Origin of the sequence: Rahnella sp. R3(2024), from assembly GCF_042920125.1 — a bacterium.
In the GTDB taxonomy this organism is placed as follows: domain Bacteria; phylum Pseudomonadota; class Gammaproteobacteria; order Enterobacterales; family Enterobacteriaceae; genus Rahnella; species Rahnella rivi.
Genome location: NZ_JBHGBU010000001.1, coordinates 289643 through 315027 on the forward strand (window position 1 = coordinate 289643; position 25385 = coordinate 315027).

General features: G+C 57.2%; 28 protein-coding genes. 13 read left to right on the forward strand and 15 right to left on the reverse strand.

The window, feature by feature from the left end; all coding sequences use genetic code 11:
• Positions 1-132: 132 nt before the first annotated feature.
• The 9 genes from flgJ to flgB all read right to left on the reverse strand — a co-directional run bounded on the left by flgJ (position 133) and on the right by flgB (position 7591).
• Positions 133-1083 (reverse strand): flagellar assembly peptidoglycan hydrolase FlgJ, encoded by a 951-nt coding sequence (flgJ, locus tag ABSH60_RS01255; RefSeq protein ID WP_056769753.1) that lies wholly within the window; start codon positions 1081-1083, stop codon positions 133-135.
• Positions 1083-2189 carry a flagellar basal body P-ring protein FlgI gene (locus tag ABSH60_RS01260; protein ID WP_056769751.1) on the reverse strand — a complete coding sequence of 369 codons (1107 nt, stop codon included), beginning with the start codon at positions 2187-2189 and terminating at the stop codon, positions 1083-1085. The genes flgJ and ABSH60_RS01260 overlap by 1 nt, the downstream gene beginning before the upstream one ends.
• A 10-nt stretch (positions 2190-2199) precedes the next feature.
• Positions 2200-2916 carry a flagellar basal body L-ring protein FlgH gene (locus ABSH60_RS01265; protein WP_122095614.1) on the reverse strand — a complete coding sequence of 239 codons (717 nt, stop codon included), beginning with the start codon at positions 2914-2916 and terminating at the stop codon, positions 2200-2202.
• Positions 2917-3054: 138 nt separating this feature from the next.
• Positions 3055-3837: a flagellar basal-body rod protein FlgG gene (gene flgG, locus ABSH60_RS01270; RefSeq protein WP_056769747.1), complete on the reverse strand. Its 783-nt coding sequence runs from the start codon at positions 3835-3837 to the stop codon at positions 3055-3057.
• A gap of 21 nt (positions 3838-3858) precedes the next feature.
• Positions 3859-4614: a flagellar basal body rod protein FlgF gene (locus ABSH60_RS01275; protein ID WP_056769745.1), complete on the reverse strand. Its 756-nt coding sequence runs from the start codon at positions 4612-4614 to the stop codon at positions 3859-3861.
• Positions 4615-4643: 29 nt separating this feature from the next.
• Positions 4644-5891 carry a flagellar hook protein FlgE gene (gene flgE / locus ABSH60_RS01280; protein ID WP_122094997.1) on the reverse strand — a complete coding sequence of 416 codons (1248 nt, stop codon included), beginning with the start codon at positions 5889-5891 and terminating at the stop codon, positions 4644-4646.
• A 177-nt stretch (positions 5892-6068) separates the two neighbouring features.
• Positions 6069-6758 carry a flagellar hook assembly protein FlgD gene (flgD, locus tag ABSH60_RS01285; RefSeq protein ID WP_056769742.1) on the reverse strand — a complete coding sequence of 230 codons (690 nt, stop codon included), beginning with the start codon at positions 6756-6758 and terminating at the stop codon, positions 6069-6071.
• Between the two features lie 11 nt (positions 6759-6769).
• Positions 6770-7174, reverse strand: coding sequence for a flagellar basal body rod protein FlgC (flgC, locus tag ABSH60_RS01290; RefSeq protein WP_056769739.1), 405 nt, complete (start codon positions 7172-7174; stop codon positions 6770-6772).
• Between the two features lie 6 nt (positions 7175-7180).
• Positions 7181-7591, reverse strand: coding sequence for a flagellar basal body rod protein FlgB (flgB, locus tag ABSH60_RS01295; RefSeq protein WP_056769737.1), 411 nt, complete (start codon positions 7589-7591; stop codon positions 7181-7183).
• Between the two features lie 164 nt (positions 7592-7755).
• Here flgB and flgA point away from each other — a divergent pair, with 164 nt between their 5' ends.
• From flgA to ABSH60_RS01320, 5 genes are all read left to right on the forward strand, one after another.
• On the forward strand, positions 7756-8481 hold the full coding sequence (gene flgA, locus ABSH60_RS01300) for a flagellar basal body P-ring formation chaperone FlgA (RefSeq protein ID WP_217203899.1): 726 nt from the start codon (positions 7756-7758) through the stop codon (positions 8479-8481).
• Positions 8482-8685: 204 nt separating this feature from the next.
• The gene (flgM, locus tag ABSH60_RS01305; RefSeq protein WP_056769736.1) at positions 8686-8988 is read left to right on the forward strand and encodes a flagellar biosynthesis anti-sigma factor FlgM; all 303 of its coding nucleotides are present in this window, start codon (positions 8686-8688) and stop codon (positions 8986-8988) included.
• A 21-nt stretch (positions 8989-9009) separates the two neighbouring features.
• A complete protein-coding gene (locus tag ABSH60_RS01310; RefSeq protein WP_390972365.1) occupies positions 9010-9447 on the forward strand; it encodes a flagellar export chaperone FlgN in 438 nt (145 codons plus the stop codon).
• 317 nt (positions 9448-9764) lie between these two features.
• On the forward strand, positions 9765-10544 hold the full coding sequence (locus tag ABSH60_RS01315; protein ID WP_056769733.1) for an MBL fold metallo-hydrolase: 780 nt from the start codon (positions 9765-9767) through the stop codon (positions 10542-10544).
• Positions 10545-10673: 129 nt separating this feature from the next.
• Positions 10674-11648 (forward strand): helix-turn-helix domain-containing protein, encoded by a 975-nt coding sequence (locus tag ABSH60_RS01320; RefSeq protein ID WP_390972367.1) that lies wholly within the window; start codon positions 10674-10676, stop codon positions 11646-11648.
• Positions 11649-11772: 124 nt separating this feature from the next.
• Here the strand turns inward: ABSH60_RS01320 and ABSH60_RS01325 are convergent, their stop codons facing one another.
• On the reverse strand, positions 11773-11976 hold the full coding sequence (locus ABSH60_RS01325; protein WP_056769729.1) for a helix-turn-helix transcriptional regulator: 204 nt from the start codon (positions 11974-11976) through the stop codon (positions 11773-11775).
• Between the two features lie 423 nt (positions 11977-12399).
• Between ABSH60_RS01325 and ABSH60_RS01330 the strand changes: the two genes are divergently transcribed.
• From ABSH60_RS01330 to ABSH60_RS01365, 8 genes are read left to right on the forward strand one after another with little or no spacing between them, the layout of a single operon-like run.
• A complete protein-coding gene (locus tag ABSH60_RS01330) occupies positions 12400-13416 on the forward strand; it encodes a 3-oxoacyl-[acyl-carrier-protein] synthase III C-terminal domain-containing protein (protein WP_390972369.1) in 1017 nt (338 codons plus the stop codon).
• Positions 13413-14429: an NAD-dependent epimerase/dehydratase family protein gene (locus ABSH60_RS01335; protein ID WP_390972371.1), complete on the forward strand. Its 1017-nt coding sequence runs from the start codon at positions 13413-13415 to the stop codon at positions 14427-14429. The genes ABSH60_RS01330 and ABSH60_RS01335 overlap by 4 nt, the downstream gene beginning before the upstream one ends.
• Positions 14422-15228, forward strand: a complete 807-nt coding sequence (locus ABSH60_RS01340) for an MBL fold metallo-hydrolase (protein WP_390972373.1) — start codon at positions 14422-14424, stop codon at positions 15226-15228. Before ABSH60_RS01335 ends, ABSH60_RS01340 begins: the two co-directional genes overlap by 8 nt.
• A complete protein-coding gene (locus ABSH60_RS01345) occupies positions 15225-16517 on the forward strand; it encodes a F390 synthetase-related protein (RefSeq protein ID WP_390972375.1) in 1293 nt (430 codons plus the stop codon). The genes ABSH60_RS01340 and ABSH60_RS01345 overlap by 4 nt, the downstream gene beginning before the upstream one ends.
• Positions 16510-17118: a phosphatase PAP2 family protein gene (locus ABSH60_RS01350; RefSeq protein ID WP_390972377.1), complete on the forward strand. Its 609-nt coding sequence runs from the start codon at positions 16510-16512 to the stop codon at positions 17116-17118. The genes ABSH60_RS01345 and ABSH60_RS01350 overlap by 8 nt, the downstream gene beginning before the upstream one ends.
• Positions 17111-18235 carry a sterol desaturase family protein gene (locus tag ABSH60_RS01355; RefSeq protein ID WP_122094987.1) on the forward strand — a complete coding sequence of 375 codons (1125 nt, stop codon included), beginning with the start codon at positions 17111-17113 and terminating at the stop codon, positions 18233-18235. The genes ABSH60_RS01350 and ABSH60_RS01355 overlap by 8 nt, the downstream gene beginning before the upstream one ends.
• Positions 18236-18257: 22 nt before the next feature.
• On the forward strand, positions 18258-19361 hold the full coding sequence (locus ABSH60_RS01360) for a fatty acid desaturase (protein WP_390975647.1): 1104 nt from the start codon (positions 18258-18260) through the stop codon (positions 19359-19361).
• Complete coding sequence (locus tag ABSH60_RS01365) at positions 19358-20479, forward strand: fatty acid desaturase (protein WP_390972379.1); 1122 nt, start codon at positions 19358-19360, stop codon at positions 20477-20479. Before ABSH60_RS01360 ends, ABSH60_RS01365 begins: the two co-directional genes overlap by 4 nt.
• Here the strand turns inward: ABSH60_RS01365 and ABSH60_RS01370 are convergent.
• From ABSH60_RS01370 to cheY, 5 genes are all read right to left on the reverse strand, one after another.
• On the reverse strand, positions 20460-20885 hold the full coding sequence (locus ABSH60_RS01370) for a flagellar protein FlhE (protein ID WP_205965071.1): 426 nt from the start codon (positions 20883-20885) through the stop codon (positions 20460-20462). The genes ABSH60_RS01365 and ABSH60_RS01370 overlap by 20 nt on opposite strands.
• 4 nt (positions 20886-20889) lie before the next feature.
• The gene (gene flhA, locus ABSH60_RS01375; protein WP_056769715.1) at positions 20890-22971 is read right to left on the reverse strand and encodes a flagellar biosynthesis protein FlhA; all 2082 of its coding nucleotides are present in this window, start codon (positions 22969-22971) and stop codon (positions 20890-20892) included.
• Entirely contained in the window at positions 22964-24115 is a 1152-nt protein-coding gene (flhB, locus tag ABSH60_RS01380) for a flagellar biosynthesis protein FlhB (RefSeq protein WP_056769714.1), read from the reverse strand. Before flhB ends, flhA begins: the two co-directional genes overlap by 8 nt.
• Positions 24116-24336: 221 nt before the next feature.
• A complete protein-coding gene (cheZ, locus tag ABSH60_RS01385; protein WP_056769712.1) occupies positions 24337-24981 on the reverse strand; it encodes a protein phosphatase CheZ in 645 nt (214 codons plus the stop codon).
• An 8-nt stretch (positions 24982-24989) separates the two neighbouring features.
• A complete protein-coding gene (cheY, locus tag ABSH60_RS01390) occupies positions 24990-25379 on the reverse strand; it encodes a chemotaxis response regulator CheY (RefSeq protein ID WP_056769710.1) in 390 nt (129 codons plus the stop codon).
• Between the last annotated feature and the right edge of the window lie 6 nt (positions 25380-25385).

Consider the following 25385-nt stretch of genomic DNA (forward strand, 5'->3'; position numbering starts at 1 on the left):
GGGTCGGGGGCTGGCCCTTTTCCCATATTGATCTGGTTATCGGCTTCGACTGCGAAAACTTGAGAAAAAAATGGCAACCGCTTTCAAACTTTTTTCAGGTCTGAGAGGAGGTTGCCATTTAGAACGTGCATATCAGAAAATATCTTTGAGATCATGGCTGTAGGCTTTCACTGCCTGCTCGCCCGCGCCTTTGATTTTCTGGATAACACTCACCAGTTTGTCGGCGTAATTCGGGTCTGTGGCATAGCCCGCTTTTTGCAGCGCATGTGCCGCCTGTTCAGGCGTGCTGGCCGAGGCGACCTGCGCATAGCGCGGGTTATTGGTCAGCAATTTAATGTAATCGCTGATGGCTTCCACATAAGAGCCGTAAACGCGGAAGCTGGCCTGGACTTTTTTCGCCACACCGTTGGAATATTCGGTGGTGGTGATGTGGGTGGTCGGGCCGTCCCAGCTGCTGCCGGCTTTGATGCCGAACAGGTTAAAGCTGCGTTTGCCGTCGCTGGTGGGAATTTCACGTTGCCCCCAGCCGGACTCCAGCGCGGCCTGCGCCATGATCAGCTGATGCGGGATGCCGCTGTCTTTACTGGCCACCTGCGCCGGAATGCTCAGGTTTGAGACGAACTGGCCGCTGCCCTGAGACAACGGCGCGCCGCTGGTGGTGCGGTCAGGTGCCGTCGGGATGGCTTTACGCAGGTACTGTTCCATCGCCTGAATCGGCAGGGTTTTCAGCACTTCGTTGTCCAGCGCCATCGGCACGGTGCCCGCCAGCTCTGAGGGTTGCTTGGTGCCGCCGCTCAGCTGTTCCACCATCATGTCTGCCATGCCCAACCCTTTGTTGGACATGTCCTGCGCAATTTGCTGATCGTACATCGATGTATAAAGCTTGGTTTGCTCACTGCTGAGCAATCCGCCTTCGGGCAGGGCCTGACGCATACTTTTCAGCATCATCTGCACGAACACCCCTTCAAACTGTTTCGCCACTTCCCGGATGTGCGCCTGAGGATCCTGCGCCACATCCCGCTTCAGTTTGTTCAGGGACTGCGCGTCATACGCGGCCCCGGACATCGACATCAGATCGCTCATCAGATAATTTCCAAATCAGCGCGCAGGCAACCGGCTGTTTTCATGGCCTGCAAAATAGACATCAGATCGATAGGCGTCGCGCCTAACGCGTTCAGGGTACGCACCACGTTATTCAGGCTGGCGCTCGAACGCACCTGCTGGATTGAGCCGCCGGACTGACGCACCGAAATATTGGTGTTTGGCGTCACCACCGTCTGACCGCCACCGAATGGCGTATTCGGCTGGCTGACGTCGTTCTGGCGATCCACCACCACGGAAAGGTTACCCTGCGCGACGGCACAGCTGTCCAGCGTCACGTCACGGTTCATTACCACCGAGCCGGTACGGGAGTTGATGATCACTTTCGCATCCATCGGCCCGACGTTGACTTCAATGTTCTGAATCTGCGCCAGAATGCGCACCTGCGAGACATTGCCGCGCGGCACCACAATCTGAATATTGCGAGAATCCAGCGCAGAGGCCACGCCCATTCCCTGACGGTTGATGGCATCGCTGACTTGCTGCGCCAGATTAAAATCTTCGTCATTGAGTTGCAGACTGATCACGCCTTCGGTGCCGAAGGTGCTTGGCAGTTCGCGTTCAATGGTGGCGCCGCCGGTGATACGTCCGCCGGACACCTGGTTAACCGTCACGCTGCTGCCCCCGGCAGAAGCCCCGGCACCGCCGACCAGCACGTTACCCTGCGCCAGTGCGTAAACCTGATTATCCACCCCTTTCATCGGGGTCATCAGCAGGGTGCCGCCGCGAATACTTTTGGCGTTACCCATGGAGGACACCACCACGTCGATGGCCTGACCGGCGCGGGAGAACGGTGGCATCTTGGCGGTTACCATCACCGCGGCAACGTTTTTCAGCTGCATGTTAGTGCCAGCGGGAACGGTTATCCCCAGCTGCGAGAGCATGTTGGTCAGCGTTTGGGTGGTGAAAGGCGTCTGGGTGGTCTGGTCACCGGTACCGTCAAGACCGACAACTAAACCGTAGCCGATCAGGGCGTTATCACGCACGCCCTGTACCGTGGTCAAATCACGAATACGATCGGCTGATGCGGGCAGTATCACCAGGGCGGACATCGCCAGACAGAAGATACCGGAAAGAATTTTTCGCATGATTGCCTCGTTATAACGGCGATAAGTTTAGGAAGAACCGCTGCAACCAGCCCATGTTCTGCGCTTCATTGATGTAGCCATTGCCCACGTACTCGATACGCGCATCCGCCACCTGTGTGGAGATAACCGCATTCGCGCCGCTGATGGTGCGCGGGTTGACGACACCGGAGAACCGGATGAACTCGGTTCCCTGATTAATTTCGATTTGTTTCTCACCGACCACTTTCAGGTTGCCGTTTGCCAGCACTTCGCTGACGGTCACGGTCAATGTGCCGGTGAAGCTGTTATTGGCCGCTGCGCCGCCTTTGCCTGCAAAGGTGTTATCGCCGGAGGTATCCACCGCCGCACGGGCGTTGCCGAACAGGCCTTCCAGATAACGCGGTGTGGTATCAAAGCCAAACTTGGTGGAGCCGTTGCGGCTGGCGTTGGCCGAGGAGCTTTTGCTCGCACTGACGTTTTCCTGCAACACAATGGTCAGGGTATCGCCGATATTGCGCGGACGACGGTCTTCGAACAAAGGCTGATAACCGTAGTTCATCGGCTGAACTGACTGGAAAATCGAACCGTTAGGAACCGGCGGTGCGGCTGGCGCAGGCTGAGCTGTGGTTGTGCCAGGGACCAGCGGGGTATGCGGAAAATACGCGCAACCGTTCGCCAGTAACGTCACTAACAGCGGCAGCGCCAGCTTGCCTGGTCGGTTTACAAGAGAAGTCTTTACCGACGTTATTTTTTTGGTCACCACAGTTATCGCCTTAAAAAAATCGACCTGACAGGAATCAGAAACCGTACAGGACAGGCACGTTTCCGCCCCTGTCCTCTTGTTTTTCCCGCCCTGACCGCAGAATGCCGGTAAGGGCGGCAAAGATTACAGCTGCGAAAGTTTCTGCAGCATTTCGTCCGATGTGGACACCGCTTTACTGTTGATTTCGTACGCACGTTGCGTCTGGATCATGTTGACCAGTTCTTCCGCCACGTTAACGTTCGAGGTTTCAACATAGCCCTGATACAACAGGCCAGCGCCGTTCAGACCCGGCGTGCTTTCTGTCGGCGCGCCGGAGCTTTGGGTTTCCTGGTACAGGTTTTCACCCATAGATTCCAGGCCGCTGTTGTTGATAAAGGTGCTCAGCGTCAACTGACCGACCTGCTGGGCCGCCGTCTGCCCCTGCTGGGTGACGCTGACGATCCCGTCACGGCCAACGGTCATGCTGAGCGCGTTAGTCGGGATGGTGATCGCAGGAATGACCTGATAGCCGCTGGATGTCACCAGCTGACCGTTCTGATCCACCTGGAAAGAACCGTCACGGGTATAGGCGGTGGTGCCGTCAGGCAGCTGGACCTGGAAGAAGCCCTCACCTTTTACGGCGATATCTTTACTGTTGCTGGTCTGCGACAGGTTGCCCTGCGAGAACAGGCGTTCAGTGGAGACAGGGCGAACACCGGTACCGATCTGCAAACCGGAAGGCAGGTTCGTCTGTTCAGACGACTGCGCGCCCGGCTGGCGGATTGTCTGGTACAGCAAATCTTCAAAAACCGCACGCTGGCGTTTAAAGCCGTTGGTGCTGACGTTCGCCAGGTTGTTGGCGATGACGTCCATATTGGTCTGCTGTGCATCCAGACCGGTTTTCGCGATATAAAGCGATGGGATCATGTCGTTACTCCTCTGCCATCATCAGGTCAGTGACAGCAGATTATTGGCGCGTTGTTCATTTTCATCGACGCTGTGGATGACTTTCATCTGCATCTCAAAGCGACGGGCGTTGGCGATCATGTCAACCATGGTTTCGACCGGTTTCACGTTGCTGCCTTCAAGGGTTCCGGGCATCACGTGAATGGTCGGGTCGGCGGCAAGCGCATTCCCACGGGCCTGTGCCGTTTCCGGCGTCAGACGGAACATGCCGTCATCGCCTCGCGTCACTTCGCTCCCGGTGGCTTTTACCAGTTTCAGTTTACCGAGCTGCCCCATGGTGTTGGGATCAGCGCCGGCTTCCAGCACGGCAATGGTGCCGTCCGCAGAGATGGTCAGCTGCGAGTTGGGCGGCACTTCAATCGGCCCGTTGTCGCCCATCACCGGATGACCCTGAACGGTCAGCTGGTTAGTGGGAGACACCTGCATGTCACCGTTACGGGTATAGGCTTCAGAGCCATCAGGCATCTGCACCGCGAGGAAACCGTCCTGCTGTAAGGCAACATCCAGCGGACGGCCCGTGTAGTTAAGTTTCCCCTGCGACATGTCTGCGCCCGGCGTGGACGCGGTGACCAGTGTGCGGGTGTCCAGACTTTGGCCATCCACCGGTACCGCGCGCATCGCTAAAAGCTGCGCGCGAAATCCCGGCGTCGAGGCGTTTGCCAGGTTACTTGACGTGACCGATTGCTGAACCAGCGTCTGGCTGGCTGCGCCCATCGCGGTGTAGATAGCGTGATCCATAGTGCTGCCCTATCGAGTTTTATCGCGCGTTAGCGCAGGTTAACCAGCGTGTTCAGGATGGAGTCCTGAGTTTTGATGGTTTGCGCATTCGACTGATAGTTACGCTGAGCAACGATCATGTTCACCAGTTCGGCACTCAGATCGACGTTGGAAGATTCCAGCGCGCCACTGGTGATGCTGGCGAAACCGCCTTCGCTGGCGATGCCGTTTACGGGCTGACCGGAAGAGGAGGTTGCAGTCCAGACGTTATCGCCTTCAGATTTCAGGCCTTCCGGGTTAGAGAAGGAGCTCAGCACGATCTGGCCGAGTAACTGCGTTTTCTGGTTGGAGTAAGTGCCGGTGATGGTGCCGTCGTTATTGATGGTGTAACCGGTCATCTGGCCTGCGGCATAACCATCCTGCGTCAGGGAACCGATGCTGTTGCTGCCGGTGCTCTGCTGGATACTGCCGGTGAAGTCCAGTGCAACGGTCTGGCCGGGGACCGCGCCGTTGGTGGCGGTGTTCATCGGTAAGGTCAGGGTCAGACCGGTTTGCGCAGCGCCTGTGGCGGAGCTGGTGCTGGTCAGTGCGCCGCTGGTGGTGAAGTTCAGAGAGCCGATTTTGGCGGCGGTTGAACCTGCCACGCTGCCGTCCTGCGAGTAGACATCCCAGCTGTTCGCCAGGGTGGCCGACTTCACGAAGTAGACGTTGTTATCGTGCGCGTTACCCAGTGAGTCATACGTCGTGATGCTGTTGACGTAGTTGTAGCTGGTGTCATCGCTGCTGTTGAATGTGGCTGTTTTCGGCGCGGTATCCGTTGAGTTCAGGTTGGCTACCATTGTGCCACCCACGGTCGATTTGGCGCTCATCATGGTGGTTGGCACGCTCAGGGCAACAGGTTGCGCACCGGCCGCGATAGTCGGCGGTGTGCCGGTGGCCGGATAACCGGTCACGCTCAGACCCTGCATGTTCACCAGATTACGGTTAGCGTCGAGAGACAGCTGGCCGTTACGCGAGTAATACACGGTGCCGCTGCTGTCGGCCAGACGGAAGAACCCGTTTCCGCTCAGTGCAACGTCCAGACCACGGGACGTTGTGGTGGTGGTACCGTCATTGAAATTCTGTGTGACTGCGGCGACTTTAACGCCCATCCCCGTTTGTGAACCGGCGAACATATCGGCAAAAGAAGCGGTCGCGGTTTTGAAACCCACGGTCGCGGAGTTGGCGATGTTGTTACCGATCACGTCCAGGTTGGACGATGCTGCGCTCAGGCCGCTGACTGCTTGTGAAAAGCTCATGTTAGCTCCAGTTTACTGTGTAGTGTTTATGCATCTTTAGCTCCTCCCCTGCGAAGAGGCGTCTTTGGCTCCCTCTCCGGCAACGGCGAGGGTTGGGGGGCGGTATCACGGCTGCGCAGGCGCGACCCGCAATACACACTCCCCGCCTCCCCCTTTGCAGAGGGAGGAGCAAAACGATTACAAAATCTGTCTTACCTGATCGACTGTCGTCGTTCCGCGTACACCGAGATCCAGCGAGGTGCCGGTCTTGCTGTTGATCACGCCGTTGACCAGTGCATAGTTCAGCGGTGTTGCCACCATTTGCTGATTGTTATTCAGCGCATTGATGCTGAAGGAATAGCTGCCGTTCGGGGCTTTGGTGCCGTCGTCCTGCGTGCCATCCCAGGTGTAGCTGTGGACACCGGCAGTCTGGGAACCCAGGCTGATGGTCTTCACGGCTTTGCCCGTAGAATCGGTAATGGTGGCGGTCACGTTGTCTGATGCGCTTTCCAGCTCCAGGCCAAATGGCGTGGTGCTGACGGTGCCGTCGGTGTCGCTGCCGACCAAAATAGTGCTGCCGGAAACCATCACTCCGTGGCCGATCAGCGAACTTGCCTGAACTGAGGTGCCGTTGGTGATTTGCCCGGAAATGCTGCCCAGCGTCGTGTTCAGTTTTTCAATGCCGCTCACGGTGCTGATTTGCGCTAACTGGGTGGTCAGCTGGCTGTTATCCATCGGATTGGTGGGATCCTGGTTTTTCAGCTGAGCCACTAACAGGGTCAGAAAACTGCTGGAGAGATCGTCAGCCGAGCTTCCCGTGGTGGACGTCGCAGCGGTGGCCGCGATGGTGTTATCCGTGGTGTCGTTAATCGACGTGGTAATTGCCATGGTGCGCTCCGCTATTGACCCAGAGTCAGAGTTTTCATCATCAACGACTTGGTGGTATTGAGCACCTCGACGTTGGCCTGATAACTGCGGGAAGCGGAGATGGTGTTGACCATTTCGCTGACCACATCTACGTTTGGCATCTGCACGTAACCCTTGGCATCCGCCATCGGATTACCCGGCTCGTACACCATGCGCATCGGCGCAGGATCATCAACGATCTGCGCCACTTTCACCCCACCGGTTTCCTGTCCAGGTGCAGCATCCACCTGAAAGACCACCTGTTTTGCCTTGTAAGGCTGACCATCAGGGCCGGTGACACTGTCGGCGTTGGCCATGTTACTGGCGCTGACGTTCAGACGCTGAGACTGCGCAGCCAGCGCAGAACCGGCGATATCAAAAATACCAAGCATCGACATGAGCAATTATCCTTGCAGCACCGACATCATTCCTTTGACCTGTCCGCCGAGGACGGTCAAATCGGTCTGATAGCGCACGCTGTTATCGGCGAAGTTGGTACGTTCACGGTCCATATCGACTGTGTTACCGTCCGCTGAAGGTTGATCCGGGATCCGGTACATCAAATCCATATCGGCTGCCTGGACGTTCGATGCCGGAATGTGGCGGTCAGAGGTCAGTGACAAAGACATACCGCTGCCACTGGCGCGGCCCTGCTCCATCACTTTCTGTAACTGACTGGCGAAATCGATATCGCGCGCCTGATAACCTGGGGTATCGGCGTTGGCGATATTGGCTGAAAGTATTTCTTGCCGCTGGGCGCGCAGGTTGAGCGCTTCCTGTTGGAACTGTAGTGCGGCGTTCAATTTGTCGAGCATGCGCCCTCCGCAAATGAGATTTTGGAGCGGACAGCATAATTGCGGGTGTCAATAACCTATCGTCTGAATAAGCATAAAATCGGGCGCTATTTGTCCCTTTAGGAATTGAAAAGTGCGGGTAGACTTGTCGCCAGTAGACTTTTTGCCATCAGGATGAATCGCGAATGAACAGGCTGACATTGCGTCATACGGGTATCACGCTGGGTTGCATCCTTCTCGGGGCACTGTCCGGTGAAATGAGCATTGCCCAGACGGCACCGGTGAGAAGCGCCCCTGTTTCAGCCAACAGCGACACCTTGCTGACGTCGCAAATCCAGCAGTTTTTCCGCCAGCAATACAGTGAAAGCGGAATGCAGGTGACTGTGGTGGTGACGACGCCCGCCGCGCGGCAGCCGCAGTGCCTCGCGCCGCAGTTTATGCTTTCGCCGAACAGCCGCACCTGGGGCAACGTGTCGGTGGCGGTGAACTGCAATGGCAAAAAAAGTTACGTACAGACCAAAGTGCAGGTGAGCGGAACCTATTGGGTGGCGGCCAAAAACGTGCCTGCCGGCGCGCACCTGGCAGAAGCAGATATGCAGCAAAAGACCGGACGGCTGGATCTTCTGCCGCCGAAAGCAGTTTTAGACAGCAAACTGGCGCTGAACGGCGTAACCCTGCGTAACATCAACATCGGCCAGCCGCTGACGCTCTCGATGCTGCGCCGTCCGTGGATGGTGCACGCCGGGCAGGAGGTACAGGTTCAGGCAACAGGCAGCGGGTTTAACGTATCCAGCGCCGGTAAAGCGATGAACAATGCCGCAGCGAATGAATCAGTCCGGATCAGAATGCCGTCAGGGGTGATCGTCAATGGTACTGTGGGTTCAGACGGGTCTGTCACCGTGGAGATTTAGTGATAAATTGTCACTTTTTCGGCAATAAGGTTAAAGTTATTGCGCCACATGTCGATAACACACGTATCAGAGTCGTCACACGACGGCATTTTTAGGGTAAGACCCTACTGTTGCCCTGACCGCCTCGTGTTACACACAAGCCTGCCTCATCGGCCTGTGAAGTGAATAAACGTGGCAGAACAGGCAATTACCGGAGAAAAAATTATGGCTATTGATCGTACTCAAGGCGTGTCGCCTCTCAGCCCGATCCAGCAACGCGACCCTTCTGAAAACGCCGTGCAGAATACGCGTAAAGAAGAAACCGTTTCAGGCACCAAAACCAGCGGTACCGCAGTGACCCTCAGCGAAGCACAAACCTCGCTGACGCAGTCAAGCGCGCAAGATATCAATTCAGCCCGTGTAGACGAGCTTAAGCAGGCGATCCGTGATGGTAAACTGACAATGGACACAGGCAAAATTGCCGATGCGCTGTTGCAAGATACACAGGATTATCTCAAAGATTTTTAAGTTGAAAGGTAATTAGGCCCGATGAAGAACTTTATCAAGACCATGACTACCCTGGTTGAAACGTTGCAGGCGCTGGATCAAGTGATTAATCACGAACAAACGATACTGTGCTCAGGCCGCGTTAACGGAGCGGCCCTGCAACACATTACCGAGCAGAAAAGCTCATTACTGGCCACGGTAGACTATCTTGATAAACAACGTCGTCAGCACGACGAACGCCTGAAACAATCCGCCCCCTACTCACGTCAGCCAGAAATCACTGCGATGTGGAAGCAGGTGGTGCAGATGACCACCAATCTGAGTCAGATCAACCGGCACAATGGATTACTGCTGGGTAAACAGATCGACTACAACACCGAAGCTCTGGCGATCCTCAACGCCAGCCAGTCGCAGAAATTCTACGGTGCAAACGGTCTGGAAACGGTGACAGGACAAAGTGTCCGTAAGATCTCCGTGTAGACTGAAACAGAGTCGGGGGGAACACTTTCCCCTCAACACTCCCCTCGTCTTTCACTTCACCACACTCCCTGCCAGACATTGATTGCACGCGAAAAGCGCAACGCAACAACACCGCCCCCTGATGACGTTTAAACCGGCCCTCTGGCTGCGGCATTGTGCCGGTAACACATTTCCCCTTACGATTGACCTGATTTCATCGACGAATGACCTGTGGGCATGTCACAGCCAGCCCCTCCCTCCTCTTATAGTAAATCCCTCCGAAGCCCCGCAACGACGGTGGCTCAGCCTCAACGTCAGATGAATCACAGGAGCAATCAATGAAATTAACGCAAATCCGCAACGCCACTCTGGTACTGGAATATGCCGGTAAAAAATTCCTTATCGACCCGATGCTGGCAGAAAAAGAAGCCTGGGAGGGTTTTGCGGGGAATGCGCGCCCACACCTGCGTAATCCTATGGTGTCTTTGCCCGTGGCCGTTGAGGATTTGCTGGCCGTTGATGCCGTTATCCTGACCCATACCCATACCGACCACTGGGATGAAGCGGCCCAGCAGGCCGTTCCAAAGGACATGCTTATTTACACGCAGGATGAGCGCGACGCGGCGCTGGTCCGTTCTCAGGGCTTTCTTAACATCCGTGTTCTGAATGATGAAAATCATTTCGTTGATGGCCTGACGATTTATAAAACTGACGGTCAGCACGGCAGTAATGAACTGTACGCTGATGCTCAATGGGGTGAGTTTCTGGGGGATGCGTGCGGGTTGGTCTTTACCCACCACAAAGAGAAAACGCTTTATATCGCAGGGGATACCGTCTGGGTAAAACCTTATGCCAAAAGCCTGCAACGCTTCAGGCCGGAGATTGTGGTGCTCAACATCGGCTATGCGGTTAACGATCTTTACGGCCCGATTATCATGGGCAAAGAGGATGCGCTGCGCACGCTTAACATGCTGCCGACGGCGACCATCGTCGCGTCTCACATGGAATCGATTAACCATTGTCTTCTGACCCGTGCAGAGCTGAGAGCGTTCTCCCTGGAGCACAATATTGGGGACAAGGTTCTTATTCCTGCTGACGGTGACACACTGGTTTTCTGACAGATCATTGCGCCTGACTGAGGGGAAAAACGCCATGGCGACCGTTCAGCTGTTATCCTTTGGTCAGCCAATATCAGCATTTTCGCCACCGGTCATCCGGTGGTTTTCATTTACGCAAAGGTTAACGCTATGTCTGCACTGACAGTTGCCGTGATTGCCACGGCCGGATTCAGCCCGTTTCACTTTTCAGTGCCCTGCATTATTTTCGGGCAGTCTATGCCGCAGCCGGATCTTTTCTGCCTCGAAATCTGTGCTGAACAACCGGGCATTGTCCTGTCTGATATTGGCCTGTCCATGAATGTAAAACATGGCCTTGAGCTACTGGACGTGGCAGACATTGTTATCGTGCCTTTCTGGCGTCACCCGGAAGAACGCCCTTCTCAGGCATTGCTCGATGCCCTGATAAAGGCATGGCAGCGCGGCGCTGAAGTGGTGGGGCTGTGTCTTGGCGCTTACGTACTGGCTTATTCCGGCCTGCTTGATAAACACCGTGCCGCCACGCACTGGGAGTATGAACAGGATTTCATCGGGCGTTTCCCTGCCGTTCATCTGGACTGCAACTCGCTGTACACCACGGATGACCGTCTTATTACCTCTGCCGGAACCGCCGCCGGTATTGACTGCTGCCTGAACATTATCCGTGAACATTATGGTTCCGCGGTGGCTAACCGGGTGGCACGAAGAATGGTCGTTCCTCCCTACCGCGAAGGCGGTCAGGCGCAGTTTATTGAACGTCCGGTCCCGGTTTCTACGCGGGACGGCAAAATGAACGAGCTGATAGAGTACCTGCGGCGCAATCTGAACAAGCCTCACGATCTCGATTCACTGGCAGGCTTTGTCAGCATGAGCAGGCGGACGCTGACCCGTCATTTTCTCAAAGCAACCGGCACCACGCTGGGAGAATGGCTGAACGCCGAGCGTCTTCAGAGAAGCCAGGAGCTGCTCGAAACCACGAACAGCAGTATTGAAAGCGTGGCCGACATGACCGGTTTTCAGTCGCCGGTCTCCTTCCGCCAGAGTTTCAAGGCCAGATTCGGCATCAGCCCAAGTGAATGGCGCCGGGCATTCCGTGGCCCGGCCCCCGTTGAACAGGAAAAAGCCTGAAAGACGGGCGGTTGAAAACGCCGTCTTGCTCAGCACCCTTTCTGAATCGAACCCTCGTTCTACCCTCACTCCCCAAAAAACCAAACCAGGGATATTTCGGTTTGTGCCGTCAGCCGCATTTCCTTTAACTGTAACGGCTCGGCCAGATGATTTCGGCTTTGACGCCGATGGCTTCCGCAATCAACCTTTCGCCTTTAGGCCACCTGCGCGTCAAAGCATTCGACAGCGTGGTGGAACTCAGCCCGGCGTGGCGGGAAACGGCGGACATGGTTGTGCCCGTCTTTTTAATCGCAGCGATGATGTCTGCCTGATGCCAGTCCTTTTTCATACAGCTCTCTCCTGAAAGTGGTAAAGCGAACCACACTGCACGTCGAAACTCCGTTTGCGGCACACGTTGCCCTTTTAGTTCCTACACTATTAAGAGGAACTCAGGCGGGAGCAGGACGCTTTACGTCTCCTCCGGCCAGCCCGAAAGTGGCAACGGCGGCGGGTTTTACCACCGCGACCAGACGTTAACGGGATATCCCTGCAGAATAAACAGGCAATTAACGAGAATGGGATACTGCTTCCAGAGAGTTTTTAGGATTTGCAGTCCGTTGCAGCGAGAAGCGTTGACTGACTTGCGGCACTTAAATCGTGTGTGCTTATGTACCCCAAAAGGGGCAAAACAGGTAATATATCCGCCACATCCTTCCGGGGTTATTTGCACTCACCACCGGCTAAAAATAATCGAAAATACATAAGGATATATGTGGACTCTTTAAGGAATTTACCTGCAGCGCCATCGCTGGTGCCGCTTAAAATCATTTCCTCGGGTGCGGCACTCCCGGCGCATAAAGTGACATCGGCTGAACTGGATGTCCGGCTCGGGAAATCCGCAGGGTATGTGCAACAGCGTTCAGGCGTGGAATACCGTTTCCACGGCGATGACCGCGCCTCGCAGGTTCAGCTTGCGGTGGCTGCCATCACCGATGCGCTTGAGCGCGGAAATATTGCGGCAGACTCCGTCGATTTGCTGATTTTCGCCTCCGCGATCCCGGTGCAGGCGCTGCCTTACAGCGCGGCGCACGTATTGAAAGCCTCGCCGCTGCGTGAAGGCATCAGCACCTTTGATGTCAACGCCAGCTGCGTCAGCTTCATTTCAGCGTTGCAGGTCGCCGCCGGTTTGCTCAATACCGGTGCTTACCGGCGGATAGCGATTGTCAGTGCGGAACTGGCGTCGCGGGGCATCAACTGGGCACATGAAGAATCGTCGATTATTCTGGGCGACGGCGCAGCCTGCGCCATTGTCGAACGAGGCGATGGGCGCAGCGGCATTCTCTCCTGCCTGATGGAAACCTATCCGGCCGGTGTGGATCTGTGCCATATCCGCGCAGGCGGTACCCGACGCAATCCCCGTGCGGGGATCGCCGACAGTGACTTTTTATTTCATATGGACGGCAAGCGCCTGTTCCGCCTCGCCGCTGCACTGATCGAAGAGTATTGGGCGCGGTTATTGTCTGCCGCGCAGTGCGCGCAGGGCGATCTGGCGGCCGTGGTGCCGCATCAGGCCAGCCATGTTTCACTCGAACACATGCGCCGCCGGCTGAACATTCAGGAAGACGTGCTGATTGATATCTACCGTCATCACGGCAATCAGGTATCAGCGTCTATCCCGACCGCGCTGCATTATGCCCTCACCCACGATCGCTTTTCGCCGGGAAAACCGGTGGCGCTGGTGGGCACCGCGGCCGGTCTGACACTCGGCGGCATGGTGCTGATCCCATGAAAATTTTAGTGACAGGCTCCACCAGCGGGCTCGGGCGCAATGCCACGGAGTGGTTACTGGCTGCCGGGCATCAGGCGGTGGCGGCGGGCCGTGATCTTGTGGTCGGGAAAATGCTCACCGACGCAGGGGCGGATTTCCGCTTTGTCGATCTCGACTCTGCGACTCCGGCGCAGCTGACCTCGCTGGTGCAGGGCTGTGACGCCGTCTGGCACTGTGCGGCAAAATCGTCGCCGTGGGGCAAAGCGTCTGACTTTATGCGCACTAACGTGGATCTCACCGACCGGCTGGCGCTCGCCGCCGGGCAGGCCGGTGTGCCGCGGTTCGTGCACATTTCCACGCCCGCCGTCTATTTTGATTTCCGGCACCACGCCGAGATCGATGAAAGTTATCGCGCGAAACGCTTCGCTAACCATTACGCCCGCAGCAAATTTCTGGCGGAGGGTTGCATCACGCAGCGCCAGCAGCAATTTCCGGCAACACGTTTTACCGTGCTTCGCCCGCGGGGATTGTTCGGCGCACATGACCGGGTGATCGTTCCGCGCATTCTTGAGCAAATCCGCCTGAATAAAGGCGTGCTGCGCTTGCCGCGCGGCGGTGAAACGCTGCTGGACCTGACCTTTTCGCTCAACGTCGTCGAAGCCATGTGGCAGGCCACTGCTCAGCCACATCTTCCCCCGGCGGCGATCTATAACATTACTAATCAGCAACCTGAGCGCCTGGGTGACATGTTGCATCAGTTGTTGAATGAACAGCTCGGGATCCGTTTCACTCTCCGGCCTGTGCCTTACCGGCTGCTTTATGGCGTGGCGAGCGGCATGGAGCTGCTGGCTCAGGCGCGCGGGCGTGAACCGCTGCTGACCCGCTACAGCGTCGGCGCGGTGAATTATGATATGACGCTGAGCCAGGCCCGTGCGATTAGCGAGCTGCACTACCGGCCTGTGTATTCCATGCAACAGGCCATCGGGCTGACGGCGCAGGCGATGCGGGAAAATAAAGGAGTGCACCGTGGCTAATCTCACCCCTTTTGACGTGGGCTATTGCCTGCACCCCGGCTGTATGGCCCTCAAAGGCGCGGGCTGGCGGGTGTGTAAATTCCCCGCACGGGCATGGCTGTTAGAGGCGCAGGGCAAGCGCTGGCTGTGGGATACCGGCTACGCCGACCATTTTGAACATTACACGTCCAAAGGCATTTACCGCCTGTACCGGGCCACCACGCCGGTGCATTTCGACTCACGGGATGCGCTGTTCCGTCAGCTGGCGGATCGGGGGATTTCTCCCGCGGATATCACGGCGCTTATCATTTCGCATTTTCACGGGGACCATATCGCCGGGCTGCGGGACTTCAGCGGCGTGCCTGCCATCAGCAGCATGGACGGCTGGATCCGCACCCGTAAACTTCGTGGCCTGGCCGCCCTGAAAACCGCGTTCGTTCCGGGGCTTATCCCGGACGATTTCGAAACCGGGCTGCAATGGATGGAAGCCATGGAGGAAACGCCCCTGCCCGCCGCGCTCGCCCCCTTTGAGGGCGGATACAGCCTGCCTGGCAGCGACAATGAAATTATTCTGGTGCCGCTGCCGGGACATGCTGCCGGACATATCGGCGCATTTGTTCTCACAGATTCCGGCTGGGAGCTGCTCGCCAGCGACGCAGCCTGGTCGCCGAAAAGTTACGAAAGTCTGCGCGGGCCGTCGCGTATGGCGCATCTGGTGATGGACAACAGCGCCGCGTATTACGAAACGCTGCGCCGCCTCAACCAGCTTTATCTGAGCGGCAATGTGAAGATCCACCTGTGCCACGAGGGGGATTTATGATCCCGCTGAAAACCCTGTGGCACTACCTGCGCACCCGCCGGCTGGTGTTTGGCAACCGCGAAACGTTGCTGGCGTGGCAACAGAAAAAACTGCGTCAGTTTGCCCGCAAAACGCTGGCAAAGAGCCCGTGGTTTAAGGCCTGCGCGACCCTGCCGCAAAATCAGTGGCCGCTGATGGATAAAGCCCTGATGATGGCGAATTTCGACCAGATGAACACAGCCGGTCTGAAGAAAGAGGCGCTGCTCGCCTGTGCGCAGCGTGCGGAACGCGACCGCCACTTCACGCCGCAGATTGAGGGGTTCAGCGTCGGGCTCTCGTCGGGCACCTCCGGCCAGCGCGGGATTTTCGTCGTCAGCCCGCATGAGCAGCAGGTCTGGGCGGGCGGAATGTTGGCAAAAATGCTGCCGCAAGGGTTACGCCGCGGTGAGCGCGTCGCGATGTTTTTGCGGGCAGACAATAATCTCTACCACAGCGTGAATAACCGCTGGCTGACCCTTGAGTTTTTCGATCTGTTCGCGCCTTTTCACCCGCAATTGCTGCGGCTGGAAAATGTCGCGCCGACCATTATTGTCGCGCCGGCACAGGTACTGCGGCAGCTGGCGCTGGCGGTGCTGAATCGCGAACTGACGCTCAACGTCAGCAAAGTCATTTCCGTTGCCGAAGTGCTGACCGCTCAGGATCGTCAACTGCTGGAGCAGGTTTTCCCGCAGGTGGGTGAAGTCTATCAGGCAACCGAAGGTTTTCTCGCCGCCACCTGCGAGCGGGGAACACTGCACCTTAATGAAGAGTTTATTCACGTGGAACCGGAGTGGATAGACGACCGCCGCTTCGTGCCGGTGATTACCGATTTTACCCGCCATACCCAGCCGATTGTGCGTTACCGGCTGGACGATGTGCTGGTGAAAAGTGAGCAGCCGTGCGGCTGCGGGCGCGTGACCCTATCCATCGAGCGCATCGAAGGCCGCTGCGACGACTGGCTGGCATTGCCGGGCAAAGACAGGCAGCCGCAGGTGATGTTTGCTGATGCCTGCAACCGGGTGATCGCCAATGCCCTGCCGCTGACGGCAGACTACCGGCTGACGCAGCAAAATGACGTCGCGTTGTTGCTGGAAGCCGAATGCAGCGAAAGCGAACTGACCCTGTGTAAAACCCGGCTGCAGCAGCATTTCGCTGTACAGGGCGTGGACCTTTCTCAGTTACAGTGGACGCTAAGGGCGGGAAACATTCCCGCCAACTTCATGCTTAAAAAACGTCGGATCACCCGCTTAAAGGACACCGTTCATGGTTAATCGTTTATGGCAGATGTTGCTGGGCTGGGGCGCAGTCGGCGTGGTTTATCATCTGACAGATACCTTTCAGACCGCGGGCACCGTGCTGAAGCCCTCGGTGATTGACCGGATGATCCCGTTCAGCCCCGGCGGCATCTGGCTGTATCTGTCCTTTTTCATCATCATCCCGCTGGCTTACCTGACCTGCCCGGCACACCGGCTGCGCTGGTTGCGTAATGCGATGATGCTCACTGCGCTGCTCTCGGGGATGGTTTATCTCGTCTGGCCGACCACCATGGTGTACCCCGCATTCTTAGAAGACTCGCTCAGTGCGCGGATGCTCTCGGCGTTAGCCGCCGTTGACTCGCGCCAGAATTGCCTGCCTTCGCTGCACATGGCGCTGACCGTACTCTCCGTCTGGGCGCTGAGCAGCCGCCATCTCTGGAAAACCGGCCTGTATATGCTGTGGTGCCTGGCTATCGGGTTCTCAATTTTGCAGTTACGTCGCCATCTGTTTGTCGATCTGCTAAGCGGTGCCGGTCTGGCACTTGGCGTCGGCGCGCTGCTGTGGCGGTTCATGTTGATTACGCCGTCTGGTCACAAGGAAAGTGCTCATGGTTGATTTAATTATTCCGATCATCTTTATGCTGGTGGTGGTGTTAGGCGAAGCCTGCCTGTTGCAGTATTTGCGCAAAGAGCCGGTTAACTGGCGCGATGTGATGTTTAACCTCAACTCAGGTCATGTGATGTTGTGGCTGTTTCGCGGGCTGGAGATTTTCTGTTACGGGCTGGTTGTCACGCATTTCAGCCTGAACTGGGTCAGCGGCTGGCCTGCGCCGCTGATGTGGCTTTTCGCGTTGCTGGCATGGGATTTCGGTTTCTACTGGCTGCACCGGCTGCATCATAAATTTGGCCCGCTGTGGGCAGTGCACGTGGTGCATCATCAGGGGGAGCACTTCAATCTGTCGCTCGGCGTGCGTAATTCCTGGTATTCGTCGCTGACCTCGATCCCGTTCTTTATGCTGCTGGCGATTGCCGGTGTGCCGCTGTCGGTATTTATCGCCGTGTCGCTGCTGCACTACAGCGTGCAGTTGTTTAATCACAACGCGCTGACGCCCAATCTCGGGTTCCTCGAGAAAATTTTCGTCACGCCTTCCCATCATCGCGTACATCACGTGAATGACCGTTTCTACGCGGATAAAAACTGCGGCGGCACGTTCATTTTCTGGGACAAAATGTTCGGCACCTACTGGCCGGGTTTGCCGGAGGGCGAATTTACCTACGGTTCAGGTAAACAGCCGCACCCGCAAAATCCGTTCTGGGCGAGCAATCAGCCGTTCTTTCAGTATCTGAAACTGCCATTGCGCTATCGTCATAAACCGCCGCAGTTCCGCTGTGCCACGGCCAGCCTGCTTACCGGTGCGCTGCTGCTGTTCTCGCTGGTGATTGGCTATGTCTGGCAATACGGTTACGGCTATCAGGGCACCACGCTGGCGCAGGTCACCCTTTTCCTGTTGCTGATGGCCGGTACGCTGGCGCTGGGCGCAATTGCCGAAGGCCGTAAAGGGGGCGTCATCGCGTGGCTGCTGATCACCGTCGCTCTCCCGCTGATTTTCCTCCTCGGTCTGGGCTGGCACGACAGGTTCTGGATCTGGCTGATGCCGTTAATCAGCCTGCACGGCGTCAGTCTGGCGCTGGGCGTGGGCCGACGTCAGACTGAGGTGGCCGCCTGTGAGTAAATTAACGGATCTGCCGCTATTTATGCCCGATGGCGAACAGGCGTTTCACCGCGCCCTGAACCAGCAGGCGCTGGCGTATTTGCAGGCGCGGGGCGACCACCGCTACGCCGATGGCGTCAGTTTGCTAAAAGCCGTGGCGCTGACCTTGCTGTGCGTGGCGGGTTATGCGATTTGCCTGAGCCAGTACAGCGGCTGGGGATTTTTCGGCGGCTACCTGCTGTTTGTGCTGGCGGGCATGTTGCTGAACGTCAACGTCAATCACGACGCGTCGCACAACGTGTTCTTACGCAGCACGCGCGCCAACCGGATCATCAGCCGTCTGGTGACGCTGCCGTTGGGTGTCGATCCTGATTACTGGCGCATCCGCCACGTCGGGTTTCATCACCGCTATGCCAACGTTGAGCATTACGATCTCGACACCCAGGAAAATGGCATCTTCCGCCAAAGTCCGTATCAGAAACATCGCCCGCACATGCGCTATCAGCATCTTTACTGGCCGCTGATCGCCGCGCTGTCCCTGCCCTATATTGCGTGGATTTTTGACTGGTCAGACAGACTGGGCAAGACACCGCTGAAACTGACCGGCGCGCTGCCCGGCAAACGCGGCTGGGCTATTTTCACCGGTTTTAAGCTGCTGCATTTACTGCTGGTGCTGGTGATCCCGCTGTTCATCGCGCATGCCCACCACATCAGCGCGGGCGTGGTGATAGCCAGTTACCTGATAAGCCAGATGATCGCATCGACGTTCGTGGTGTTTCTGCTGCTCGGCACCCACTGGGCGCAGGCGGAATTCTATGATGCGCCCTCGCAGGGCAAAATGCCGCAGGGCTGGTATAAACACAATTTTGCCACCGCCTGCGACTGGCACCCGACGCCGCTGTGGCTGGAGAAATGGTTTGGCATGCTCAATCTGCATCTGACCCACCATCTTTTTCCCGGCTGGCATCACCGTCACTACCCGGCACTGGCGAAGATCATTGCCGGACTGGCCGCAGAACACGGGTTGCCGTATCGCTGCCTGAGTTACCGGCAACTGATGCGCGAACAGCAGACGTTTTTGCGCGCAATGGGCAACGGTGACGATCCGCGCACGGCTGAAGGCGGCAACCCCTGGAGCCAGCCATGACGGCGCCAGGGTATCAGCAGCGTGAGGATCTGGCGCTTCACCGCGACCTGACCAAAGCCGCGAACCGGTATCTGTTGCAGCATCAGGATCATCGCTTTGCCGACGGGCGGATGATCGCCAAATTACTGTGCCTGCTTGCCCTGTGCGCGCTGTTTTACACCACGGCGCTGCTCAGTGATAACCGGCTTATATTTGCCTGTGGTTATTTCGCGTTTATTTTTACGGCAATGTTACTGGCGATCAATGCGGTACACGACGCCTCGCACAATGCGTTTTTCCGCCAGGCATGGGCGAACCGTGCGCTGAACCTGGTGATTTGTATTCCGCTCGGGCTGGATGCCGATTGCTGGCGGGTGCGACATGTGGAATGCCACCACGCCCACCTGAACGTGCAGGGCTATGATCTGGATATTGAGGAAAACGGCGTGCTGCGTCAGACCCCGTTCCAGCGCATCAAAGTCTTTATGCAGATGCAGCATTATTACTGGCCGTTTGTCGCGGCACTGACCTTCCCCTGCATCATCTGGTTTTTCGACTGGATCGACCGCGCGGGCAAAACCCGCGTGCAGCCTAAAATGCGCCATCAGGGCCTCCGCGGCTGGGCCGTGTTCCTCACCGCAAAAATGTTGCATCTGCTGCTGGCGCTGGCGCTGCCGTACTGGGTTTTACATCAGCAGGGCATGGGCGGCGACATTCTGCTGTGGTGCTATTTAGGCGGGCAGATGCTCTCTTCGCTGATTTTTGTGGTGCTGATATTGGGGTCGCACTGGGCGATGGGCACGTTTTATCAGGTGCCGGAAGACGGGCGTTTTAAGCATGGCCGTTATCGCCACGTGTTTGCCACCACCATCGACTGGGTGCCTTATCCGCGCTGGCTCTCTTATTGGCTGGGTGAGCTGAACCGCCATCTGACGCACCACATTTTTCCCGCCTGGAACCACCGCCATTATCCGGCGCTGTCGGCGATCATTGCGCAGGTGACGCAGCGTCACGGCGTGACGTACCACTGTGTTTCACTGAAAGATATTCTGGTGGCCCAGCAGCGTTTTTTGCGGGCCATGGGGAAAGGAGAAACAGCGCAGGGGCTGATGGATAAACCTACTGATAATTCACAATAACCTGATTACTGAGCACGCGTAACGGCGGATTCATCGCCCCTTTACCGGGTACAAAATACACCAGTCTCATGGGCGAGATGGCCGCCTGACCGTAAAAAGATCGGGTCTGACCGCTGTCTGCATCGAGCGCCACGCAGCGGTTGGTCGTATTGCATAACGACACCTGAAGCCCCGCCGGACGCGGCCCCGTCAGCCGGTAATTCCAGCTGACCGTGGTGATGGTCGCCGACGCCCGCTGCCGCAAAGGGGAACTCTGCGGTGCCGCGAGCGGCGCAGACGAGGCCATCACGCCCCGGTTTTGCAACGTCACGCCGCGCTGGGTGTCCGACCAGGAGCCGGACGCCGCCAGCACCGGCGCGCTGATCAGCATCAGAGACCCCATCGCCACGCGCAACAGTTTGTTCATGTTCTTATTCACCGCCGATAGTCGCGGTCATGCGGATCTGGCGGCTGTCGCTCATTTCCAGATTCGACATCACCACAATCTGCGGCAGGGAACGGCGCAGGAAGCGCGAAAGCAACGGACGCAGCGCGTGGTTCACCAGCAGAACCGGCGGCGCACCGAGCATATCCTGACGCTGTAACGCCGCTTCAGACTGCGTCAGCAGACGGTCAGCCAGACCCGGTTCCAGCCCGCCGCCGCTCTGCAAGGCCTGCAACAGCAGACGCTCCAGCGCGGTATCCAGCCCGATAACCTGCACTTCACCGGTGCCAGGGAACCATTGCTGGGTGATCGCCCTGCCCAGCGCCACGCGCACCACCGAAGTGAGCTCGTTCGGATCAGGCTGGGTCGGTGCGTATTCCGCCAGGGTTTCAATAATGGTGCGCATATCGCGGATCGAGACGCGCTCGGACAGCAGGTTTTGCAGCACTTTGTGCATGTTGGTCAGCGAGATGACGCCCGGAATAAAGTCTTCGGTCAGCTTCGGCATTTCTTTGCTGACCCTGTCCATCAGTTCCTGCGTTTCCTGGCGACCAAACAGCTCTCTGGCATGCAGACTGATCAGGTGATTGAGGTGCGTGGCGACCACGGTGCTGGCTTCCACCACCGTAAAGCCCTGAATCTGCGCCTGTTCACGCATCGCCGGTTCAATCCACACCGCCGAGAGCCCGAAGGCCGGATCCACGGTCGCTTCACCCGGCAATTCGCCAATGGCACTGCCCGGATTGATTGCCATCCAGCGGCCAGGATGCGCGGTGCCGGTGCCAATTTCGACGCCTTTCATTAAAATCCGGTAGCCCGCAGGCGGCAATTCGAGGTTATCGCGGATGTGAACAACCGGCGGCAGATAGCCCATTTCCTGCGCGAATTTCTTACGAATACTGCGAATACGCCCGAGCAGTTCGCCATTTTGCGCGAAGTCCACCATCGGGATCAGACGGTAACCGACTTCCATGCCCAGCGGATCTTCCAGCTGAACGTCCTGCCAGCTCGCTTCCACCAGCTGTTTGTTTTCCCCTTCGACCGGCGCGGCTTCTTTTACCACCGGGGCTTTTTGCTCCTGACCACGGATCCACCAGGCCAGCGCTAACAGGCCGGTCGTGAACAGCAGGAAGACCAGGTTCGGCATGCCCGGCACCATGCCGAGTAAACCCAGCACGCCCGCACTCAGCATCATAACGCGCGGGTTACGGAACAGCTGAGTCACCATCTGCTCGCCGACGTCCTGATTGGTACCGACGCGGGTCACGATGACACCGGCCGCCGTGGAGATCACCAGCGCTGGGATCTGCGCCACCAGGCCATCACCGATGGTCAGCAGGGTGTAGCTTTCCGCCGCGTGGCCGAAATCCATGTCATGTTGCAGTACGCCGACCAGCAGGCCGCCGACCACGTTAATGATCATGATCATCAGACCGGCAACGGCGTCACCGCGCACGAATTTACTCGCACCGTCCATAGAACCGTAGAAGTCCGCTTCCTGCGTGACGTCGCTGCGGCGCTGTTTGGCTTCATCTTCACCAATCAGACCGGCATTGAGATCGGCGTCGATAGCCATCTGTTTGCCGGGCATGCCGTCGAGCACGAAACGCGCGCCGACTTCGGCGATACGCCCGGCACCTTTGGTAATGACCATAAAGTTGATCAGCACCAGAATGATGAACACCACGATACCGATGGCGAAGTTACCGCCCACCAGGAAGTGGCCGAAAGCTTCGATCACCCGCCCTGCCGCCGCGCCGCCGGTGTGACCTTCCAGTAAGATCACACGGGTCGAGGCCACGTTAAGCGATAAACGCAGCAAGGTGGAAAACAGCAGAATGGTCGGGAACGCGGCAAAATCCAGCGTGCGCTGGGTGAACATCGCCACCAGCAGCACCATGATGGAAAGCGCGATGTTAAAGGTAAACAGTAAGTCGAGCAGGAACGGCGGCAGCGGCAGCACCATCATCGACAGGATCATCAGAATCAGGATAGGGCCAGCCAGCACCTGCCATTGTCCGGACTTAAAGTTGGCGGGTAAACGCAGCATCGCGGCCAGATTAGCCATGGGTATCACTTTCTCCTGCAAAATCCAATGCGTCAGGCACCGGTAAATGTTGAGGTTTTTTAGGGATCAGTCCGCCTTCACGCTTCCAGCGTTTGAGCTGATAAACCCAGGCCAGAACTTCCGCGACCGCGGCATACAGCGCGGCCGGGATTTGCTGACCAATATCACTGTGCCGGTAAAGCGCACGTGCCAGAGGCGGCGCTTCCAGCATCGGAATTTTGTGTTCGGCACCCAGTTCTTTGATGCGCAGCGCCACGTTGCCCGCACCTTTCGCCAGAACTTTTGGCGCACTCATTTTGTCTTCGCTGTACTGCAACGCCACGGCGTAGTGCGTCGGGTTGGTGACAATCACGTCGGCCTTCGGCACATCGGCCATCATCCGGCGGCGGGCCATCGCACGTTGCTGCTGGCGGATACGCCCTTTAACGTGCGGGTCACCTTCCTGACTTTTATGTTCGTCGCGGATGTCCTGCTTGCTCATGCGCAGTTTCTTCAGGTTGCTCCAGATTTGCCAGAACACGTCGAACGCCACCATCGGCGTCAGCCCGAAGACCACCATCAGCCCGCAAAATGCCACCATGCTCAGCGCTTCACCGAGCGCGGGAATGGTCGGCTGGGCGATCAGGCGCAGCATTTCCGGCCACTTATGCCACAGGTATAAACCGGCGACGCTGCCTACCAGCGACGCTTTCAATATCGCTTTCAGCAGTTCCGCCAGCACCTGACCGGAAAACAGCCGCTTGAATCCGGCAATCGGATCCATACGGCTGAACTTAAATTCAAAGGATTTGGCACTGAACAGCAGGCCGCCCAGCAACAAGGGCGCGGCGAGCGCGATCAGGATCAGCCCGCCAATCACCGGCAACAACGCCATCACCGCTCGACCGAGCAGTGACGCCATTTGCTGCAACATCTCCCGGTCGTTGCCGATGATGTTGTGATCGAAATTCAGCCCCTGGGCGATCATCACGCCAAGCTGGCGCGCCATGGATTCGCCGGACATCCACAACAGCGTTAATCCGCCGCCGAGCATCAGCATCGAGGTCAGTTCACGCGAGCGCGGGATCTGCCCTTCTTCACGGGCTTTTTCCAGCCTGTGGGCTGTGGGGGCCTCACTTTTTTCGAGATCGCTTTCTTCAGCCACCGGCGGTTCCTGTCAGCATTTACCCGCCGCTCAACAGGCAACGGGCACAATTTCACGCATAGCATGACAAAAGCGGCTAAGTCTTATGGATGGAACAAGGGGGATAAATGCGGGTTATTCCACAGATGGCGGCAGAGGGGGAAAATAATTAAAAATTTTGGATAAGAGAAACACCTCTTTGCATAGCACAAAGAGATGTTCTTTTGAGGCAGGCAGACGCATCAGAAACCTAATGAATCCAGCAGGTCATCGACCTGTTCCTGCGAGGCCACCACGCCGACACCGTTGGTATCGAGCTGCGGGCCGTTGAGCAGGCTGTCGTTTTCACGTTTCGCTCTGACCTGTTGCTCAGGAATGTTTTCCATCAGCACCATCAGCAGCTGATTTTCAATTTCCTGCACCACGGTCATCATGCGTTTGATCACCTGACCGGTCAGATCCTGGAAATCCTGCGCCATCATGATTTCCATCAACTGTGCGTTGGTGAAACCGGTGTGCTCAGGCACTTCTTTCAGGTAGCCGCGGGTATCAGAAACCAGTTCGCGGGCGTCAGACAGTTCGATTGGATTCTCAAACCATTCCTCCCAGCGCTTGTCGAGCTTTTTGGCACCGGATTCCAGTTTGTTCTGACGAGGCTGCGCCGCTTCCACGCAGTTCAGGGCGCGTTCTGCGGCCTGCGCCGTCATGGTGACGACGTAGTCGAGACGGTCACGCGCGTCAGGGATCGCTTCCGCGGCCTGAGCAATGGCCTGATCCAGGCCAAGTTCACGCATACTGTCGCGTAACATACGGGTCAGTTGCCCAATGCGGGCGATAATATCGCCCGCGGTTGCTGCATCATTTGCAGGCATTGGTATCTCTGCCATAACTGCTCCTACATGCCCAGTTTTTCGAAGATTTTGCCCAGCTTTTCTTCCAGCGTGGCGGCGGTAAATGGCTTGACGACGTAACCACTGGCACCGGCTTGCGCGGCGGCCACAATGTTCTCTTTTTTCGCTTCGGCGGTGACCATCAGTACCGGCAGTTTTGCCAGTGCGGCATCCGCGCGGATGGTTTTGAGTAAATCCAGACCGTCCATGTTTGGCATGTTCCAGTCAGATACCACGAAGTCAAAACCCCCGGCGCGCAGTTTGTTCAGCGCATCAACGCCATCTTCCGCTTCTTCCACGTTCTGGAAGCCCAGCTCTTTCAGCAGGTTGCGAACAATACGACGCATGGTAGAGAAATCGTCTACTACCAGGAATCTCAGATTTGGATCGGCCATGTTTTA

Bases quoted from the DNA above. Each gene is read 5' to 3' on its own strand.
- flgJ (WP_056769753.1), bottom strand. From the start codon at position 1,083: ATGAGCGATCTGATGTCGATGTCCGGGGCCGCGTATGACGCGCAGTCC.
- ABSH60_RS01260 (WP_056769751.1), bottom strand. From the start codon at position 2,189: ATGCGAAAAATTCTTTCCGGTATCTTCTGTCTGGCGATGTCCGCCCTG.
- flgG (WP_056769747.1), bottom strand. From the start codon at position 3,837: ATGATCCCATCGCTTTATATCGCGAAAACCGGTCTGGATGCACAGCAG.
- ABSH60_RS01275 (WP_056769745.1), bottom strand. From the start codon at position 4,614: ATGGATCACGCTATCTACACCGCGATGGGCGCAGCCAGCCAGACGCTG.
- flgE (WP_122094997.1), bottom strand. From the start codon at position 5,891: ATGAGCTTTTCACAAGCAGTCAGCGGCCTGAGCGCAGCATCGTCCAAC.
- flgD (WP_056769742.1), bottom strand. From the start codon at position 6,758: ATGGCAATTACCACGTCGATTAACGACACCACGGATAACACCATCGCG.
- flgC (WP_056769739.1), bottom strand. From the start codon at position 7,174: ATGTCGATGCTTGGTATTTTTGATATCGCCGGTTCTGCGCTGGCTGCG.
- flgB (WP_056769737.1), bottom strand. From the start codon at position 7,591: ATGCTCGACAAATTGAACGCCGCACTACAGTTCCAACAGGAAGCGCTC.
- flgA (WP_217203899.1), top strand. From the start codon at position 7,756: ATGAACAGGCTGACATTGCGTCATACGGGTATCACGCTGGGTTGCATC.
- flgM (WP_056769736.1), top strand. From the start codon at position 8,686: ATGGCTATTGATCGTACTCAAGGCGTGTCGCCTCTCAGCCCGATCCAG.
- ABSH60_RS01310 (WP_390972365.1), top strand. From the start codon at position 9,010: ATGAAGAACTTTATCAAGACCATGACTACCCTGGTTGAAACGTTGCAG.
- ABSH60_RS01315 (WP_056769733.1), top strand. From the start codon at position 9,765: ATGAAATTAACGCAAATCCGCAACGCCACTCTGGTACTGGAATATGCC.
- ABSH60_RS01320 (WP_390972367.1), top strand. From the start codon at position 10,674: ATGTCTGCACTGACAGTTGCCGTGATTGCCACGGCCGGATTCAGCCCG.
- ABSH60_RS01325 (WP_056769729.1), bottom strand. From the start codon at position 11,976: ATGAAAAAGGACTGGCATCAGGCAGACATCATCGCTGCGATTAAAAAG.
- ABSH60_RS01335 (WP_390972371.1), top strand. From the start codon at position 13,413: ATGAAAATTTTAGTGACAGGCTCCACCAGCGGGCTCGGGCGCAATGCC.
- ABSH60_RS01345 (WP_390972375.1), top strand. From the start codon at position 15,225: ATGATCCCGCTGAAAACCCTGTGGCACTACCTGCGCACCCGCCGGCTG.
- ABSH60_RS01350 (WP_390972377.1), top strand. From the start codon at position 16,510: ATGGTTAATCGTTTATGGCAGATGTTGCTGGGCTGGGGCGCAGTCGGC.
- ABSH60_RS01355 (WP_122094987.1), top strand. From the start codon at position 17,111: ATGGTTGATTTAATTATTCCGATCATCTTTATGCTGGTGGTGGTGTTA.
- ABSH60_RS01360 (WP_390975647.1), top strand. From the start codon at position 18,258: ATGCCCGATGGCGAACAGGCGTTTCACCGCGCCCTGAACCAGCAGGCG.
- ABSH60_RS01365 (WP_390972379.1), top strand. From the start codon at position 19,358: ATGACGGCGCCAGGGTATCAGCAGCGTGAGGATCTGGCGCTTCACCGC.
- ABSH60_RS01370 (WP_205965071.1), bottom strand. From the start codon at position 20,885: ATGAACAAACTGTTGCGCGTGGCGATGGGGTCTCTGATGCTGATCAGC.
- flhA (WP_056769715.1), bottom strand. From the start codon at position 22,971: ATGGCTAATCTGGCCGCGATGCTGCGTTTACCCGCCAACTTTAAGTCC.
- cheZ (WP_056769712.1), bottom strand. From the start codon at position 24,981: ATGGCAGAGATACCAATGCCTGCAAATGATGCAGCAACCGCGGGCGAT.
- cheY (WP_056769710.1), bottom strand. From the start codon at position 25,379: ATGGCCGATCCAAATCTGAGATTCCTGGTAGTAGACGATTTCTCTACC.